Origin of the sequence: Streptomyces sp. M-16, from assembly GCF_052114405.1 — a bacterium.
GTDB lineage: Bacteria > Actinomycetota > Actinomycetes > Streptomycetales > Streptomycetaceae > Streptomyces.
Map to the genome: position 1 here is coordinate 1 of NZ_JBFRER010000155.1, position 15,463 is coordinate 15,463.

The 15,463-nt window shown below is 71.8% G+C and carries 18 protein-coding genes and 1 pseudogene; 11 read left to right on the forward strand and 8 right to left on the reverse strand.

The annotated features are described in order from the left end of the window. Window positions 1-251 precede the first annotated feature (251 nt). A complete protein-coding gene (locus AB4039_RS38270; protein ID WP_266841077.1) occupies window positions 252-1,568 on the forward strand; it encodes a M28 family metallopeptidase in 1,317 nt (438 codons plus the stop codon). 48 nt (window positions 1,569-1,616) lie between these two features. Here the strand turns inward: AB4039_RS38270 and AB4039_RS38275 are convergent, their stop codons facing one another. The 4 genes from AB4039_RS38275 to AB4039_RS38290 all read right to left on the reverse strand — a co-directional run bounded on the left by AB4039_RS38275 (window position 1,617) and on the right by AB4039_RS38290 (window position 4,800). Beyond that, window positions 1,617-2,033 (reverse strand): hypothetical protein, encoded by a 417-nt coding sequence (locus tag AB4039_RS38275; protein ID WP_266841075.1) that lies wholly within the window; start codon window positions 2,031-2,033, stop codon window positions 1,617-1,619. Further along, window positions 2,030-2,233: a hypothetical protein gene (locus AB4039_RS38280; protein ID WP_234333790.1), complete on the reverse strand. Its 204-nt coding sequence runs from the start codon at window positions 2,231-2,233 to the stop codon at window positions 2,030-2,032. Before AB4039_RS38280 ends, AB4039_RS38275 begins: the two co-directional genes overlap by 4 nt. A 97-nt stretch (window positions 2,234-2,330) precedes the next feature. Continuing rightward, on the reverse strand, window positions 2,331-3,563 hold the full coding sequence (locus tag AB4039_RS38285) for a sigma-E factor regulatory protein RseB domain-containing protein (RefSeq protein WP_266841069.1): 1,233 nt from the start codon (window positions 3,561-3,563) through the stop codon (window positions 2,331-2,333). A gap of 226 nt (window positions 3,564-3,789) precedes the next feature. Beyond that, on the reverse strand, window positions 3,790-4,800 hold the full coding sequence (locus AB4039_RS38290; RefSeq protein WP_266841067.1) for a polyprenyl synthetase family protein: 1,011 nt from the start codon (window positions 4,798-4,800) through the stop codon (window positions 3,790-3,792). 211 nt (window positions 4,801-5,011) lie between these two features. Here AB4039_RS38290 and AB4039_RS38295 point away from each other — a divergent pair, with 211 nt between their 5' ends. The 7 genes and pseudogenes from AB4039_RS38295 to AB4039_RS38325 all read left to right on the forward strand — a co-directional run bounded on the left by AB4039_RS38295 (window position 5,012) and on the right by AB4039_RS38325 (window position 10,966). Further along, on the forward strand, window positions 5,012-6,508 hold the full coding sequence (locus tag AB4039_RS38295; protein WP_442272936.1) for a peptide MFS transporter: 1,497 nt from the start codon (window positions 5,012-5,014) through the stop codon (window positions 6,506-6,508). A gap of 22 nt (window positions 6,509-6,530) precedes the next feature. Next, window positions 6,531-8,537 (forward strand): CocE/NonD family hydrolase, encoded by a 2,007-nt coding sequence (locus tag AB4039_RS38300; protein ID WP_442272927.1) that lies wholly within the window; start codon window positions 6,531-6,533, stop codon window positions 8,535-8,537. Between the two features lie 155 nt (window positions 8,538-8,692). Further along, window positions 8,693-8,950, forward strand: a complete 258-nt coding sequence (locus AB4039_RS38305; RefSeq protein WP_442272928.1) for a hypothetical protein — start codon at window positions 8,693-8,695, stop codon at window positions 8,948-8,950. Beyond that, the gene (locus AB4039_RS38310; RefSeq protein WP_266841061.1) at window positions 8,947-9,315 is read left to right on the forward strand and encodes a hypothetical protein; all 369 of its coding nucleotides are present in this window, start codon (window positions 8,947-8,949) and stop codon (window positions 9,313-9,315) included. The genes AB4039_RS38305 and AB4039_RS38310 overlap by 4 nt, the downstream gene beginning before the upstream one ends. Beyond that, on the forward strand, window positions 9,312-9,590 hold the full coding sequence (locus tag AB4039_RS38315; protein ID WP_266841059.1) for a hypothetical protein: 279 nt from the start codon (window positions 9,312-9,314) through the stop codon (window positions 9,588-9,590). The genes AB4039_RS38310 and AB4039_RS38315 overlap by 4 nt, the downstream gene beginning before the upstream one ends. Window positions 9,591-9,594: 4 nt before the next feature. Further along, window positions 9,595-9,798: pseudogene (locus tag AB4039_RS38320) on the forward strand (CocE/NonD family hydrolase); the annotation flags it as partial. A gap of 103 nt (window positions 9,799-9,901) precedes the next feature. After that, window positions 9,902-10,966: a hypothetical protein gene (locus AB4039_RS38325; RefSeq protein ID WP_442272929.1), complete on the forward strand. Its 1,065-nt coding sequence runs from the start codon at window positions 9,902-9,904 to the stop codon at window positions 10,964-10,966. Between the two features lie 43 nt (window positions 10,967-11,009). On the opposite strand, the gene AB4039_RS38330 is transcribed toward AB4039_RS38325, so the two are convergent. Genes AB4039_RS38330 through AB4039_RS38340 form a run of 3 tightly spaced genes read right to left on the reverse strand, consistent with a single transcriptional unit; the run spans window position 11,010 to window position 12,253 of the window. Beyond that, the gene (locus AB4039_RS38330) at window positions 11,010-11,207 is read right to left on the reverse strand and encodes a DUF397 domain-containing protein (protein ID WP_442272930.1); all 198 of its coding nucleotides are present in this window, start codon (window positions 11,205-11,207) and stop codon (window positions 11,010-11,012) included. Between the two features lie 18 nt (window positions 11,208-11,225). Then, window positions 11,226-11,420 carry a DUF397 domain-containing protein gene (locus tag AB4039_RS38335; protein ID WP_442272931.1) on the reverse strand — a complete coding sequence of 65 codons (195 nt, stop codon included), beginning with the start codon at window positions 11,418-11,420 and terminating at the stop codon, window positions 11,226-11,228. Then, on the reverse strand, window positions 11,417-12,253 hold the full coding sequence (locus AB4039_RS38340) for a helix-turn-helix domain-containing protein (RefSeq protein WP_442272932.1): 837 nt from the start codon (window positions 12,251-12,253) through the stop codon (window positions 11,417-11,419). Before AB4039_RS38340 ends, AB4039_RS38335 begins: the two co-directional genes overlap by 4 nt. Before the next feature lie 73 nt (window positions 12,254-12,326). Between AB4039_RS38340 and AB4039_RS38345 the strand changes: the two genes are divergently transcribed. Together AB4039_RS38345 and AB4039_RS38350 are read left to right on the forward strand one after the other, a co-directional pair. Beyond that, window positions 12,327-12,599, forward strand: a complete 273-nt coding sequence (locus tag AB4039_RS38345) for a hypothetical protein (RefSeq protein WP_442272933.1) — start codon at window positions 12,327-12,329, stop codon at window positions 12,597-12,599. Between the two features lie 88 nt (window positions 12,600-12,687). Continuing rightward, window positions 12,688-13,071 carry a hypothetical protein gene (locus AB4039_RS38350; protein WP_442272934.1) on the forward strand — a complete coding sequence of 128 codons (384 nt, stop codon included), beginning with the start codon at window positions 12,688-12,690 and terminating at the stop codon, window positions 13,069-13,071. Here the strand turns inward: AB4039_RS38350 and AB4039_RS38355 are convergent. Further along, the gene (locus AB4039_RS38355; RefSeq protein WP_442272935.1) at window positions 13,062-13,868 is read right to left on the reverse strand and encodes a Cof-type HAD-IIB family hydrolase; all 807 of its coding nucleotides are present in this window, start codon (window positions 13,866-13,868) and stop codon (window positions 13,062-13,064) included. The genes AB4039_RS38350 and AB4039_RS38355 overlap by 10 nt on opposite strands. 141 nt (window positions 13,869-14,009) lie before the next feature. Here AB4039_RS38355 and fahA point away from each other — a divergent pair, with 141 nt between their 5' ends. After that, a complete protein-coding gene (fahA, locus tag AB4039_RS38360; RefSeq protein WP_266841043.1) occupies window positions 14,010-15,239 on the forward strand; it encodes a fumarylacetoacetase in 1,230 nt (409 codons plus the stop codon). Window positions 15,240-15,463 lie beyond the last annotated feature (224 nt).

Below are 15,463 nucleotides of genomic sequence, written 5' to 3' on the forward strand. Positions count from 1 at the left end.
CCGACGCCCCCGCGGCGGGGGCGGCCCCCGCCCGCGGGCCCGCGTAACGGCCTTCACTCCTCTCCCCCGGTCCCCGGTACGAAACCCTCGTACCGGGGATCGTCCGTTTACCGAACTCCCTTGTCCGGATTCTGATCTTGACGGACCGTCACGCTCTCACTGAACATCAGGCTCGCACCGGCGCACCATCGTTCACCTGATCGATCCCGCACGTTCCGTCTCATCCCCGTACGGAATCACGGAGCCCCCACATGAGCCTGTCCGTCTCCCGGCGCCTGGCCGCCGTGACCGCACTCGCGGTCGCGGGCCTGCTGGCCGCCACCTCCCCCGCCGCGCTCGCCGCGCCCACGGCCGTCACCGCCGCGCCGGCACCGCCCGACATCCCGCTGGCCAACGTCAAGGCCCACCTGGCGCAGTTCTCCTCCATAGCCGCCGCCAACGGCGGCAACCGCGCCCACGGCCGGTCCGGCTACAAGGCCTCGATCGACTACGTGAAGGCGAAGCTGGACGCGGCCGGTTTCACCACCACGCTGCAGAGCTTCACCTCCAGCGGCGCCACCGGCTACAACCTGATCGCCGACTGGCCGGGCGGCGACCCGAACTCCGTGCTGATGTCCGGCTCCCACCTGGACTCGGTGACGGCCGGCGCGGGCATCAACGACAACGGCTCCGGTTCGGCGGCCGTCCTGGAGACGGCGCTGGCGGTCTCCCGCGCGGGCCTGCAGCCCACCAAGCACCTGCGTTTCGGCTGGTGGGGCGCGGAGGAGCTGGGCCTGGTCGGTTCGAAGTACTACGTCAACAACCTGCCGGCGGCCGAGAAGGCGAAGATCTCCGGCTACCTGAACTTCGACATGATCGGCTCGCCGAACCCCGGCTACTTCGTCTACGACGACGACCCGACCATCGAGCAGACCTTCAAGAACTACTACGCCGGCCTCGGCATCCCCACCGAGATCGAGACCGAGGGCGACGGCCGCTCCGACCACGCCCCCTTCAAGAACGCGGGCATCCCCGTCGGCGGCCTGTTCTCCGGCGCCGACTACACCAAGACGGCGGCGCAGGCCCAGAAGTGGGGCGGCACCTCCGGCAGGGCCTTCGACGCCTGCTACCACGCCTCCTGCGACACCACCGCGAACATCGACGACACCGCCCTGGACCGCAACGCGGACGCCATCGCCTACGCGGTCTGGAACCTCGGGGCGGCCACCCCGGTCCCGCCGGGCCCGTCCTTCGAGAACACCGCGGACGTGAACATCCCCGACTCCCCCGGCGCCGCGGTGACCTCGCCGATCACGGTCTCCGGGGTCACGGGCAACGCGCCCGCCACCACCAAGGTCGACGTCAACATCGTCCACACCTACCGCGGTGACCTGGTGATCAACCTGATCGCCCCGGACGGCACGGCGTACCTGCTGAAGAACTCCGGCTCGGACTCGGCCGACAACGTGATCGCCACCTACACGGTGAACGCGTCGAGCGAGGTGGCCAACGGGGTCTGGAAGCTCCAGGTCAAGGACGTGGGTGCGCAGGACGTCGGCTACATCAACAGCTGGAAGATCACCTTCTGACGGACCGACTTCCGGCAACGAACCACCGGATGATCCAGTCCTCCAGGGCTACGCGTCCTCGGCGGCCGACCGTAGCGAGGCGGGCAGGGGTTCCTGGATGCGGGCGCGCAGTTCCTCCGCGACCGCCCCGATGTCCACCCGGCCCAGCTTCGCGGCCTCCACCAGGTCGCCCAGCTCCTCCGGCGAGGGCAGCTGCTTGGCCCCGGCCACCCGCAGGTACGAGCGGGTGGCCGCGGCCGCGTAGAACTCGTTCATCGGGGATTCCAGCGCGGGGCACACGGCGAGGGTGTGCAGGAACGCGGCGGCCCGCCAGGCCGTGTCGGGAGCGGGCTGCTCGGGCACCAGCACCAGGTCGTTCTGGTGCCGGGCGACGGCAGCGGCGACCCCGGAGGGGTCCCACACGGCGGGATCCGACGGCAGATGGTGGGCCAGGGCAGTCCAGGCCCACTCCATGGTGATCTTCAATTGCCGAACCGCTCCTGGAAGTAGCCCCAGTGGTCGGCGAACTCCTCTATGCCCGACAGGAAGGTCTTCCGGTCCTCGTCGAGTTCGCGCTCGGTGACCTCGGTGATCAGCGCGGTCACCGTCGTCCCCAGTGCCGCCGCGCGCGCCTTGAGGCGCTCGTGGAACTCTTCGTCCAGGCGGATGGTGACGTGTCTCGACATGGCGTTCACGGTACAGCGGCCCTGCTGTACGCAGGAGCGAAACAGGACGAGGGTGGCCGGGGACACATGTCCCCGGCCACCCTCGTCGGTGGTGCGCCTACTTGGCGGAGTCCGCCGTCTTCACCAGCTGGTCCTTGGTGACCGCGCCGACGTAGACCTTGCCGTCATCGGTGATCAGCGCGTTGACCAGGCGGGTGGAGAAGATCCGGCCCTCGCCGAACTTCCCGGTGACCTTGTCCCCGAGGGAGTTCAGGAACTGCTTGGCCTCCTTCGGCGCGTTCTTGTCCTTCTCGATGTCGCTCAGGTTCTTGCCGGCGCCGGTGTCGATGCGCGCGACCGTCGCCCAGCCCTCGCCGAGGACCTTCACGTCGCCCTTGCCGCCCTTGCCGTCCGCCCCGCCGGTCAGCGCGTCCAGACCGGGGAAGGCCTCCAGCGGACCGAACTCCTTGCCGTGTTCCCCGCCCTTCCCGGCGGCCTTGTCCGCGCCCTCGGTCACCTTGGCGCCCTTGGGCGGGGTGAAGGAGAAGGCGTCGGCGCCCGGCTTGGCGAAGTCGACCTGGGTGAAGCCCGCCTCGGCGATCGGCTTGCCGCCCTGGCTGGAGAGCAGCTGGACGCGCAGCGGCACGCCGTTCTTGGCGTCGACGGCGATCCGGACCGAGCCGACGGTGGAGCCGCTCTGCTTGGGCTTCAGGACGAGCTGGTAGGCGTCGCGGCCGGCGACCTGCGCGGTGTCGCCCACGCCGATGTCGGTGGTCGGGCCGGCCTGCTTGATCAGGTCCTGGGCCATCTGCTGCGGCGAGGCCGCGAGCCGGTCGGCCGTCTTCGGGTGCTCCTTGCCCTTGCCGGCGTCCTTGCCCCCGTCCTTGCCGTCGGCCTTCTCGTGGAAGGCCTCGTTCGACTTGGAGTCGTAGCCCCAGACGTCCGTGCCGTTGTGGACGAGGGTGTACTCGTCCTTGCCGTCCAGGAAGGTCAGCTTCTGCCGGTCCGGGCCGTCGGCGGCGACGCGGAAGGTGTGCGTGCCGTTGGCCAGCTGCGCGACCTTGTCCTGCGGGTCGGCCGAGCCGCCCGCGACCCCGCCGCCGCCCAGCAGGCCGGAGGCGAGCGTCGGCAGGCCCAGGTCGGTGCTGAGCCTGGCCGTACCGGTGAGCTGCTGGACGTCGGAGGCCGCGACCTTCTCGATCAGCTGCTGCGCCGTCACCTCGGGCAGGTCCGGGCCGCCGGCGTTGGCGAAGGCCGGGACCATCGCCACGGTCGCCGCGGCGATGCCCGCCACCGCTACCGGTACGGCGTACCGGGCGGCCTTGCGAGAGGTCTTCGTGTTCGCTGCCATGTCAGTGCCCTGCCCTCTGTGTCTGTGGCGGCGACCCCCGTGTCACCGCACTCACCCGATCCGGTGGGGTTGATGACTCCATCTGACCAAATGGGCGGGCTCGGGGCGTCAGTCCCCGGAATCAACTGCGCGTACGACCGTGGGATGACACGGAAGGGGCCCCTCACCCCTGACCCGTAGGGGTCGCCGTGGGTGAGGGGCCCCTTCCGGTGCCGATGGGGACGGCTCAGCCGGCGCGGTGGACCACCGCGTCGCAGAGCTCCTCCAGGGCCGACTTCGCGAAGCACTCCGGCAGCGGGGCGAGCGTGGCGCGCGCGTCCTGCGCGTACTGGATGGTGTCGCGGCGGGCCTGCTCCAGCGCCGGGTGCACCCGCAGCCGGGCGAGCACCTCGGCGAGCCGGGCGTCGTCGCTCAGGTCCCCGTCCAGCAGCCGTACGAGCTCCAGGTCCTCCTCGCGGCCGTCGCGCTCGGCCATCTCCCGCAGCCGCAGCACGGGGAGCGTGGGGATGCCCTCGCGCAGGTCGGTGCCGGGGGTCTTGCCGGACTCGTGGGAGTCGGAGGCGATGTCGAGGACGTCATCGGCGAGCTGGAAGGCGGTGCCGAGGCGCTCGCCGTACTGGGTCAGGATGTCGACGACCGACTCGTCGGCCCCGGACATCAGCGCGCCGAAGCGTCCGGAGACCGCGATCAGCGAGCCGGTCTTGCCGGCGATGACGTCGAGGTAGTGCGCGACCGGGTCGCGGCCGTCGCGCGGGCCGGCCGTCTCCAGGATCTGGCCCGTCACCAGCCGCTCGAAGGCCTCGGCCTGGATGCGTACGGCCTCGGGTCCGAGGTCGGCCAGGATGTGGGAGGCGCGGGCGAACAGGAAGTCACCCGTCAGGACGGCCACCGAGTTGCCCCAGCGGGCGTTGGCGCTCTCCACCCCGCGGCGCACGTCCGCCTCGTCCATGACGTCGTCGTGGTAGAGCGTGGCCAGGTGGGTGAGCTCCACGACCACCGCGGACGGCACGATCCCGGGCGCGTAGGGGTCGCCGAAGCGGGAGGCGAGCATCACCAGCAGCGGCCGGAACCTCTTGCCTCCGGCGCGCACCAGATGCTGCGCTGCCTCGGTGATGAAGGGGACTTCGCTCTTGGTGGCTTCCAGCAGACCCGCCTCGACGGCGGCCAGTCCGGCCTGGACATCGGTCTCAAGAGCCTGGTCCCGCACGCTCAGTCCGAACGGCCCGACGACGGTCACGAGGGGTACTCCTGTCTGCTGACGATCACGCTGACGATCACCTGGATTGTCGATGTGTCGCTGCCATCACTCAAGCCAGCGTATCCGGTCTGTTTTCGATCACCCAGAGCGCCTGCCCGGTCGCCACGTACGCATCGCCCGATGCGCACCGGTATGTTCGTAGAGACCCGAAACAACCGGAGAATGCGTTTTGTCCAGAACTGTGACCGATATAGACGAACCCAGGGACCCGGAGGCGGACCAGCCGCCACCCGGCGACGACCACGCCTTCCTCGGTCACCCCAGGGGCCTGGCCACCCTCTCCGGGCTGGAGGTCTGGGAGCGGTTCTCCTTCCTCGGCATGCAGGCCATCCTCGTCCTCTACTTCGCGGACACGGTCGCGAACGGCGGCCTGGGGATGGACCCGTCCACGGCCGCCTCCGTCTCGGCGGCCTACGGGACCATGGTCTACCTCGTCTCCGTGGCCGGCGGATGGCTCGCCGACCGCATCCTCGGTTCGTACCGCGCCGTCCTCTCCGGCGGCATCCTGATCGCCTGCGGCCACTACGCCATGGCCGTCCCCACGGCCACCATGACCTGGGTGGGCCTCGGCCTGATCAGCGCGGGCACCGGCCTGCTCAAGCCCAACGTGGCCAGCATGGTCGGCAAGCTGTACCGGACGGCCGACCAGCGGCGCGACGCCGGCTTCGCCCTCTACTACATGGGCATCAACATCGGCGCCTTCGCCGGACCGCTGGTCACCGCCTGGCTCGGCGAGAACAAGGGCTGGCACTGGGGCTTCTCCGCCGCCGCCATCGGGATGACCGCCGGGCTCGTCCAGTACGTCCTCGGACGCCGCCATCTGGCCGGACGCAAGCACTCGGCCGAGTACGCCCTTCCCCCCGACGCGATGCGCGCCGCCGTCCGGAAGACCGTCGCCGGCTGCGTCGCCCTCGCCGTCACCGCCACCCTCCTGGCGGTCGTCGGCTGGTTGACGATGAGCCGTCTCGTCGACCTCCTCACCCTCGTCTCGGTGATCGCCCCGGTCGTCTACTTCACGCTCATGTTCCGCAGCCCGCGCGTCAGCGCCGGGGAACGCGGACGGCTGCGCCCGTACGTGGTGCTCTTCCTGGCCTCGGTCGCCTTCAACTTCATCCTCTTCCAGGCCTACTCGACGATGATGCTGCTGGCCTCGACGAACGCCCGCACCGAGATCCTCGGCTTCGACTTCCCGGCCGGCTGGTACGCCTCGGCGCTCGGCGCCTTCGAGGTGCTGCTGGCCCCGGTGGTGGCCGCGCTGTGGGTCCGCATGGGACCCCGTCAGCCGCACGCCTCCAACAAGATCGCCATCGGCGTGATCCTGGGCGGCCTGTCCTTCCTGCTGATGGTGATCCCCACCTCGGGACACGACGGCGGGGCGTACCGGATGGCCGCCTGGTGGATCGTCGGCTCGTACCTGCTGCTGGGGCTCGGCGACGTACTGCTGGAGACCTCCGGCATGTCGGCCACCACCAAACTCGCCCCCAAGGCCTACGCCGGCCAGACGATGGCCCTGTGGTTCCTCTCCCTGGCCCTGGCCAACGGCATCCAGGCCCAGGTGGTCAAGGTCTACGGCACGGTGTCCGACCCGGTGTACTTCGGCGTCAACGGCGCCGTCGCGGTCGCGGTGGGCCTGGCCGTGATGGCGATGGCGCCCTGGCTGCGCCGCACGATGCATCCCGTCCACTGAGGGGACCGGTGAACCCACTCCGATGATCATCCGAACCGACTTCCCGTACGCGACCGCCCACGAGGACGTCCGGATCCCGATGCCCGACGGCGTCGAGCTCTACGCCCGGATCTGGCGCCCGGTGACGGACGAGCCCGTCCCGGCCCTGCTGGAGTACCTCCCGTACCGGCTCACCGACTGGACCGCCCCGCGCGACGCCCAGCGCCACCCCTGGTACGCGGGCCACGGCTACGCCTGCGTACGGGTCGACGTGCGCGGCCACGGCATCAGCGGGGGCCGCCCCGGCGACGAGTACGACGCCCGGGAACTGGCCGACGGGGTCGCGGTGGTGGAGTGGCTGGCCGCCCAGCCGTGGTGCACGGGCGCGGTCGGCATGTTCGGGATCTCCTGGGGCGGCTTCAACAGCCTCCAGATCGCCGCGCTGGCCCCCCGGGCGCTGAAGGCGGTCGTCACCGTCTGCTCCACCGACGACCGCTTCGACAACGACGTGCACTACATGGGCGGCTCGGTGCTGGCCGTGGACATGCACGCGTGGGCCGCCACGATGCTCGCCTTCGCCTCCCGCCCCCCGGACCCGCGCTACGCCGGGGACGGCTGGCGCCGGCAGTGGCTGGAGCGGCTGGAGGGGATGGAGCCCCTGATCCACACCTGGCTCTCCCACCAGACCCGCGACGCCTACTGGCGCCACGGCAGCGTCTGCGAGGACTACGGGGCCGTCCGCGCGGCCGTCCTCGCCGTCGGCGGCTGGCACGACCCCTACCGGGACACCGTCCTGCGCCTGGTCTCCGCACTGCCCGCCTCCCGCGTCCGGGGGCTGATCGGCCCCTGGTCGCACCAGTACCCGGACCGGGGGCTGCCGCCGGGCCCGGCGATCGGCTTCCTCCAGGAGACCCTGCGGTGGTGGGACCACTGGCTCAAGGGCGAGGACAACGGCGTCATGGAGGAGCCGCTGCTGCGCTCCTGGATCAGCGAGTCGCACCGGCCCGCGACCGTGTACGAGCGGCTGGAGGGCCGCTGGGTCGGCGAACGGGCCTGGCCCTCCCCCTCGGTGGTCCCCGTCTCGTACGGCCTCCAGGGGCCCCCGGTGGTCGTGGCCTCGCCCCAGCACACCGGGCTGGACGCCGGCCGCTTCTTCCCCTTCGGCAACGCCGCCGACCTGCCGCCGGACCAGCGGGAGGAGGACGCGAAGTCGGCCTGCTTCGAGTTCCCGGTGGCGCCGGGCGAGCCGGTGGAGATCCTGGGCCGCCCCTCGGTGACCCTGCGGCTGCGGATGGACGTCCCGTACGGGCAGGTCGTGGCCCGGCTGTGCGACGTAGCCCCCGACGGCTCCTCGACGCTCGTCACCCGGGGCGCGCTGAACCTGTCCGCGCGGCGCGGGCGGGACCGGGCGGTTCCGTGGACCCCGGGCGCCGAGGAGGACGTCACCTTCGAGCTGAACGGCATCGGGCACGCGTTCCCGCCGGGCCACCGGATCCGCCTCGCCCTGTCCTCCGCGTACTGGCCGTGGATCTGGCCCCGGGCCGGCTCGGAGGCCGGCTGGACCCTCGACCCGGAGGGCAGCACCCTCGAACTCCCGGTCCGCTCGGGCTCCCCCGCCACGGACGCGGGCATCGTCTTCGAGGCCCCGGAACAGGCGGAGCCGCTGGGGGTCTCGTACCCGGAGACCCTGGACGGGCCGCGCCCGGAGCGGGTGGTCGTACGGGACGTGGCGCGCGGGACCTGGCGCCTGGAGGTGGACCCCCGCTACGGCGGCACCCGGGTCTACCCGGACGGGCTGGAGTACGAGGAGGAGGCGGCGGAGGTCTACGAGATCCAGGACGCGGACCCGCTGTCGGCGGCCTGCCGCTCGGACTGGCGGATCCGGCTCCACCGGCCGGAGGAGGGCTGGGACGCGCGGGTGGAGACCCGCTCGGAGATCACCTGCGACGAGGGCGGCTTCCTCACCTCGAACGAGGTGGTGTGCCGGGAGGGCGACGAGGTCGTCTTCCACCGCACGTGGGAACGCCGCTTCCCCCGCACGGCGGGCTGAGCCCCCGTCGGCGACCCGGAGTCCCGCACCGGACCACACCACGCTCTGCGGCCCGGAACTGCCCGCTGGGCCCGCTGGGGCGCTGGCCCTCGGCTCGGCCATTGGCCTCAAGGCGCTCATGGCGTCATCTGTTGGCGACGGATTACGCTCGACTCGTGCGAGCAGCGAGCGGGCCCCTGAGCGGCGGCGAGAAGAGCGATCCGGGCACCCTCGGGGCCGTACGCCGGGCCGAGCAGGCCCTGGCGCAGGTGCACCTCCATCGCACGGCGGGTCACAGCCGCTGCGCAGACCGCGGCGGGCAGAAGGCCGCGATCGGCCGCCGTCTCGGTTGGTCCCGCCGGCACGTCACCACTCTCGCCAGCGCCTACCGGGCGGGCGAACCGGACCAGCAGGAGAGGGCCGAAGCCGTATGAGTACCGCGCCCCAGCCATCGGCCACCCCGCAGCCGCCCATCCAGCCCGAGGCGATCCGCGCGGCCCTCGCCCAGATCGCCCCTCACCTCCTCGCCGACTTCGACCGTGACCGTGCGGCGAGCACCGCCCGCGCACGTGCTGAGGTGTCCGCCACGCCCCTTCGCACCTTTACCGAGGCCTGGGCCGTCGAGGTGGCCATCGCACGGCACCCGGAGACCGCCGGCAGGCTTCGCGCGCTGGAGGCCCGTGCCGGCGAAGTCGTCGACCTCGACGAGGCCCGCGAGATCGCCGCCGAGATCAGCCGCATCCGCAGAACCGCCGCTACCGAGGCGGGCGTCCGCACGGTCGGCGGGACCGCCTGGTGACCGATGACCGTTGGGCATGGGAGTACGCCTTCCACACCGAGGACGAGGTCAGCTACCCAAAGGCCGTCCGAGACGAGGTGAAGGCCGTCGCCGACCAGATCGTCGAACTCGCGAACCTCGGCATCGACCCGACCGAACTGGGCGACCCCACGCCCGGAACGGCCCGCCGCCACACACTCGGTTCCGGAGGATGGTTCGAGACCCAGGCGTTTCCCCGGATGCGGCCCCGCCTCCTCGCCGTGGTCTTGGTCGTACCACCACCGCACCTCCTCTGACGTGGACCCGCTGTCCGCGTCCTGCCGCTCGGACTGGCGCATCCGGCTCCACCGGCCCCAGGAGGGCTGGGACGCCCGGGTGGAGACCCGCTCGGAGATCACGTGCGACGAGGGCGGCTTCCTGACGTCGAACGAGGTGGTGTGCCGGGAGGGCGAGGAGGTCGTCTTCCACCGCACGTGGGAGCGCCGCCTGCCGAGGACGGCGGGCCAGGGCCGGGCGCGGCTTCCGCGACGACTCCCTGCCGCGACCGCCAAGTACCGTCGTGGATCGGTGATCGGCGCTGTCAGAGGGTGCTGGCAGCATCGTCGTCATGGATGCCGTCCGTACCACCCCGCCGCGGCCGCTCGACGTCACCGCGGTCTTCCCCCGACTGGCCCCGCTGGCACGCACGGCGACCCGGTTGCATCCCCGCCCCGGAGCTCCTTCGGTGCACGACAGTTCGGTCGGCGGGCCACTGCTGTGGCCCGCCGACGAGCCCTGGCCGCACTGCGACGCCCCGCACGAGGGCGGGGACCACGCCTTGGCCGAGCTGCGCCTGCAGCAGCGCATCCGGGCGAGCGAGGCGATGCACCCGGACGGCGATGCGCCCGCCCCGGGGTACACACCTGCGGAGCAGGCGGTCCTGGACCGGCTCGACTCCGACGAAACCTGGCACGACGGCTCGTGGCTTGAGGGCCCGGTCGCCCTGCTGCCCCTGACCCAGCTCTACGTGCGTGACGTCCCCGGGCTGCGCCCGCCCGCGGGGGCCGGGGCGGATCTGCTCCAGGTGCTGTGGTGCCCCTTCGACCACCCTCCGGAGCAGTACATGCCCAGGACCGTGGTGGTCTGGCGGTCCGCGGCCGCCGTCAACGAGGTCCTCACCTCACCCCCGGAACCGCCCCTGGTGGTCGAGGAATACCTGCCGGAGCCGTGCGTGCTCGCGCCGGAGCAGGTCACCGAGTACCCCAGTCGCGCGGAGTTGAGCGGGGAACTGCGGGAGAAGATCGGGGACTGGAGCCTGTGGCAGGCGGCCGGCGCCCCTGTGGACAGCTCCTACGCCCCCTACCCGGACGAGTTCTACGGGAGCCACCTGTCCATCGCCCCCGGCTGGAAGGCCGGCGGCTGGCCCATGTGGGGCTACACCGACCCCGCTCCCCGGTCCTGCCCCGCGTGCGGCACCGCGATGGACCCGCTGCTGACCATCGCCACCTTCGAATGGGATAGCAGCAACGGCAGCTGGATCCCGTACGAAGACCAGGCCGCCGCAGCCTCGACCGACCCCCGCTACCGCGACCTGATGCAACCGACCCGGATCCAGATCGGCAGCGGCTACAAACAGCAGATCTACTTCTGCCCGGCGGCGCCGGAACATCCCCACATCGAGCTGATGCAGTAGCCGTACGGGCTTCGGGCAACACGCCCGAAGCCCGTACGGGTGCTCAGACCCCGGCCTTGATGCCGTCGACGAAGGCGGCGAACGCGGCTGCGGCGAAGCCGAGTTCCGGGCCGTCGGCGCGCTTGGAGTCCCTCACGGGGACCACACCGCGCACGGCGACGAGGTTGGTGGCGACCTCGACGCACTGGCCACCGTTTTCGCTGTAGGAAGACGTGAACCAGCGGGGGGATTCGGTCGTCACGGGGCGCCCCTCTCGAAGTCAGACAGCTTTGAGGCCCTCCACGAAAGCGGAGAACGCGGCGGCGGTGAAGTCGAGTTCCGGACCATCGACGCGCTTGGAGTCCCGGACGGGGACCACACCGCGCACGGCGACGAGGTTGGTGGCGACCTCGACGCACTGGCCACCGTTGTCGCTGTAGGAAGACGTGAACCAGCGGGGGGATTCGGTCGTCACGACGTGCCCTTTCGTAGCTGATCGATCAAGGCCACAGAAGACGCCTGCGTGAGCGCTTCGGCCTGGAGCTGATGGTAGGCCGTCAGCATGGGCACCACAGAGTTGTTGTCCCGTTCCAGATGGCCCCGTTGGGCGGATTCCGCGTAGGACATGATCGAGCGGTCCTGCAGTGTCAACACGGTGACTGGCAGGTTGAACGGCCGTCGCTCCCCCATCTCGAACGGGGCGATCTGGAGCACGGTGTTCGGCAGTTCGGCGAATTCGAGCAGTCGCGTGAACTGGTCCCGCATGAGGGTGGGTCCGCCGAGCGGGCGGCGGATGCAGCTCTCGTCGAGTACCGCGAGGATCAGGGGCGGAGACGTGCGCAGCAACACGTCCTGCCGCTCCGCGACGACGGAAATACGCTCGGCCGCGTGATCGGCCGTGATGGCCCCCCGCTTGACCGCGCTCTCGGCCAGCACCGTCGCGTACTCCGGCGTCTGGAGCAGTCCCGGTATGACGCCGACCTCGTACAGCCGGATCTCCACCGCCCGGCTCTCGTAGCCGAGGAATTCCGGGAAGCCCTCCAGCAGGACGCCGTGGCGGATCTCCCGCCACTGGCGTTCGAACGTGTTCTCGGTCCCCGCGGTGCCGAAGACCGCGTCCGCACTGCGCGCGAAACGCAGAGTAGAAATCTTGCGCCCGGTTTCCACCGCCGAGACGTGCGTGCTGGAGTAGCCCAGCCGTCGCCCGAGCTCCTCCTGCTTCCAGCCGCGCTCTTCCCGCGAGCTGCGCAGACGCGCCCCGAAGGCCGCTTCGGGGCCTGCCTCGGGGTTCAACTCCTTGCGATTCACAGGCTCGTGACCAATCTTCCGTTCCCCACTGGCAAGTTGAAGTGTCCCCACCGCCCGGCCACTCTGAACCCGCTTGGTAGTGGCATCGCTACGGAGAGGAACCGCCGTGTGTGGAACGCCCCTTCCCCCACCTCCCATCCCCGGAACCCTCGTCGTGGACACCGGACGCGCCGACCGCGTCGGGGAGTTCCGGGGGATCGCCGGACCGTACTGGGCGCTGCGGCCCGTGCGCGGGGGCCCCGAGTGGGAGGCGGAGCCCCGTGAGGTGCGGCTCGCCGACCCCATGGAGCGGCTCCGGGCCGAGATCGCGCGGCGCAACGCCCTCAGCGTGGAGGGCCGGCCGTGACACCCCGCCTGGAGGCCGTCGCCGTGACCGTCGGGGCCGTCGCCTGGGTGTGCTGCGTGACCTGGATCGTCGCCCGGGGGTGGGCCGCGTGAGCAACCTCTGCGGCGCACCCGGCCTCCTGTCGGCCACCCACCTCGACGCCCTCGCGGAACTCCTCGCCGGGAACGCCCGCGCCCTGCGGGCCGCGCTGGAAGAGGGCCCCGAGCTGCGCTGCGCGCTCGAACGGCATTCCGGGCCCCACATGGACCTGGTCCACGACTCCGGCTCCGGCGCGGCCCTGTGGGCCCAGTGGCCCGGCCCGGGCAGCGACGGGTGGCTGGAAACAGTCGTCACCCTGCCCGACTGCCCGGCCACCGCCCCCGGCCGCGGCACGGGCTGCTGGGCGTACCTGGCCCACCCCGGCGCGCACACCTGGGAGCTCACCCCGCCCTGGGCCGTCGGCCGGAGTCCGGTCCGGCGCGTTCAGGAATAGAGGCGCTCCAGGACCACCGCGATGCCGTGCGCCTCGTTCGAGAGGGTCACCTCGTCGGCCACGGCCAGCAGCTCGCGGTGGGCGTTGGCCATCGCCACCCCGTGCGCCGCCCAGGCGAACATCGGGACGTCGTTCGGCATGTCGCCGAAGGCGATCGTCGACGACGCCGGAAGGTCCAGGACCTCGGCCGCCCGCGCCAGCCCCACCGCCTTGTCGACGCCGGGCGGCTGGAGCTCCACCGTGTGCTCCCCCGCCATCGTGACGTTCACCAGGTCCCCGGCCACCGCGCGCGCCGCCCGGGTCAGCTCGTCGTCGTCCAGGTGCGGGTGCTGGAGCAGCACCTTGTTGATCGGCGCCGACCAGAGGTCGTCGCGCCGGGGGACGCGGACCATGGGCAGGTGCGGGTGCCACATCCGGTAGCCCGGCCCCATCAGGGTCTCCCCGTCGAGCCCCTCCTGGTTGACCGCCGCGTAGACCTCGCCGATCTCGGCCTCGATCTTGCCGAGGGCCACCTCCGCGAGCCCCCGGTCCATGGAAACGGAGTGCAGCAGGCGCCCGCGCGCCGTGTCGTACACCTGCGCGCCCTGCCCGCACACCGCGAGCCCCGTATACCCAAGATCCTCCAGGATCGTCCGGACCTGCGGGACGGGGCGTCCGGTGACCACGATGTGCTGGGCTCCCGCCGCGCGCGCTGTGGCGAGGGCCGCGTACGAGCGGGCGGAGACGGTGTCCGCGGTGCGCAGCAGAGTCCCGTCCAGGTCAGTGGCGATCAAGGCATAGGGAAGGGCGGAAGTCACGGCGCCAAGGATACGGACCCCATTGGACAAGTCCTACAAATAGCGCCCGAATCCGGCCTCCCACAGACCTCACCAGCCACGTAACGTGTCAGCCAGCCCCCGGGACACCCCCGGACCGCATGGAAAGCGAGGCAGTACCCCATGCCCCAGCAGAGCCCCCTCGACGTTCCCGAGGGCGACCCGTTCGGGCCGCACAACCTCCCCTACGGCGTGTTCAGCACCCCGCAGGAGCCGGAGCGCCGCCGCGTCGGCGTGCGGATCGGCGGGCACGTGCTCGACGCGGGGGCCGTCGCCCTCGCGCTCGGATCCCCGTACGCGGGGCTCCTCGCCCAGGGCTCGCTGAACCCCCTGCTGGCCGCCGGCCGCACCGCCTGGCGGGATGTGCGCCGCGCGCTGACCGCCTGGGTGACCGACCCCGGCCACCGCGAGACCGTCGAGCCGCACCTGCTGCCGCTCGACGCCGTCACCCTGCACCTGCCGTACGAGGTCGCGGACTACGTCGACTTCTACGCGAGCGAGCACCACGCCACCAACGTCGGGAAGATCTTCCGCCCGGACGGGGACGCGCTGACCCCCAACTGGAAGCACCTGCCCATCGGTTACCACGGCCGGTCGGGAACGATCGTGGTGTCGGGCACGGACGTCGTGCGGCCCTCCGGGCAGCGCAAGGCCCCCACCGACCCGGCGCCCGTCTTCGGGCCCTCCGTCAAGCTCGACATCGAGGCCGAGGTCGGCTTCGTCGTCGGCACCCCCTCCGAGCTGGGCCGCCCCGTCGCGCTCGGCGACTTCGAGGACCACGTCTTCGGCCTCTTCCTCCTCAACGACTGGTCCGCGCGCGACGTCCAGGCCTGGGAGTACGTGCCGCTCGGCCCCTTCCTCGGCAAGTCCTTCGCCACCTCCGTCTCCGCCTGGGTGACCCCCCTGGAGGCCCTGGACGCGGCCCGCGTGGCCCCGCCCGCCCGGGACTTCCCGCTCCTGCCCTACCTCGACGACTCCGCGGCCGACCGCCCCGGCGGCTTCGACCTGCGCATCACCGTCTCCATCAACGGGCAGGAGGTGGCGCGCCCGCCGTTCGCCTCGATGTACTGGACCGCCGCCCAGCAGCTGGCCCACATGACCGTCAACGGCGCCTCGCTGCGCACCGGCGACGTGTACGGCTCCGGCACCGTCAGCGGCCCCGAGGTCGACGAGCGCGGCTCCCTCCTGGAGCTCACCTGGAACGGCCGCGACGCCATCGAGCTGGCCGACGGCAAGCGCACCTTCCTGGAGGACGGCGACACCGTCACCCTCACCGCCTGGGCCCCCGGCGCCGACGGCACCCGCGTCGGCCTCGGCGAGGTCACCGGCCGGATCGTGGGCTCGGCCCGCTAGACCCCTCCGGCGGGGTGGCGGAYCTTCCCGCCGCCCCGCCGGAACCCCCTCGCGTACGCCGCCCGAGCGGCCCGACCACCCGTACGCTCCTCCACCCGTGGCGGGGCCCGACGGGGCGGGCGACGCTGCTGGCATGCCCCCTCGCAACGCGAAGCTCATCCCGCTGGCCCTCGCGGCCGCCGCGACGCTGGCGGCCGCGCCGTCGGCCGCCGCGGCGCCCGCCC